This is a genomic window from Sulfuricurvum sp. RIFOXYD12_FULL_44_77, from assembly GCF_001830725.1.
Lineage (GTDB): Bacteria > Campylobacterota > Campylobacteria > Campylobacterales > Sulfurimonadaceae > Sulfuricurvum > Sulfuricurvum kujiense_A.
The window spans coordinates 1-1,081 of sequence record NZ_MIBU01000208.1; the positions used below are offsets into that span (position 1 = coordinate 1).

At 44.5% G+C, this 1,081-nt stretch carries 2 protein-coding genes; both read left to right on the forward strand.

Annotated features, from left to right (window positions below; all coding sequences use genetic code 11):
• Nucleotides 1-53 precede the first annotated feature (53 nt).
• Nucleotides 54-632, forward strand: coding sequence for a 50S ribosomal protein L3 (gene rplC / locus A2517_RS07630; protein ID WP_294895725.1), 579 nt, complete (start codon nt 54-56; stop codon nt 630-632).
• On the forward strand, nt 629-1,081 hold a 453-nt coding region (rplD, locus tag A2517_RS07635), incomplete at its 3' end, for a 50S ribosomal protein L4 (RefSeq protein ID WP_294895727.1). The genes rplC and rplD, both read left to right, overlap by 4 nt.

Sequence of the window (1,081 nt, forward strand, 5' to 3'; positions counted from 1 at the left end):
GGCTCCGGAAGTGGACGTAGAAGTTCGCTCTATGGACAAGTAAGGAGTAGGGTGTGGAATACATTGTAGAAAAGATCGGCATGAGCCGAACGATTGGCGTACCAAGTAAAGCGGTAACTCTTTTAAAAGTAAAAGAAGTGAAAGTTTGCGAAGTAGTAGATGGCACTGCTCTCGTAGCATATAGCCAAGGAAAAGCACGTAATAAGCCTATTGAGGGTCAGCAAAAGAAATATAACCTTTCTGCTGAATTCAACAAATTCGCTACATTGGAAGTTGCTAACACCGAAGCCGGTGATTTGGATATGACACCTTTAGCGGATGCTAAAAAAGTTAAAAGTGCATTCAATACTAAAGGTCGCGGTTTTACCGGCGTTATGAAACGTTGGAATTTTGCCGGCGGACCTGGCGCACACGGTCACCGTTTTCACCGTACCGGTGGATCTATCGGTAACCGCGAATGGCCTGGTAAAGTCCAAAAAGGACGTAAAATGTCAGGTCAATACGGTAACGAATTAGTTACTGTAAAAAATGAAGTAATGTCATACGACGCAGAAAACGGTGTATTGGTTGTAGTGGGCGCTGTCCCAGGTGCAAACGGTGCATTAGGTCGAGTAAAGGTAGTGAAACAATGAGCGCGATTGTACTGAACGAAAAATTCGAAAAAGCCTCTGAATTGGCATTGCCTGAGAGCTTCAGCGGTATCAATACCCATAACCTCTATTTGTACGTTAAATCGTACCAAGCGAGTATCCGTTCTAATACGGCATCTGCAAAAACTCGTTCTGAGATGCGCGGTGGTGGGAAAAAACCATGGGCTCAAAAAGGTAAAGGTGGCGCACGTGCCGGTTCACGTCGTTCACCGATCTTCGTTGGCGGTGCTGTTGCACATGGACCAAACACAGGTCGTAACTACGATCAGAAGATCAATAAAAAGCAAAAGAAACTAGCACTTAAATGTGCGTTGGATGCTTTGGCAACAGCTGGAAAACTTTTCATCGTTGATTCGATTGAAGTTCCAACTGGTAAAACAAAAGACGCATTGGCGTTGTTCAATGCATTGAATGTTCGTGATGCGTTGTTG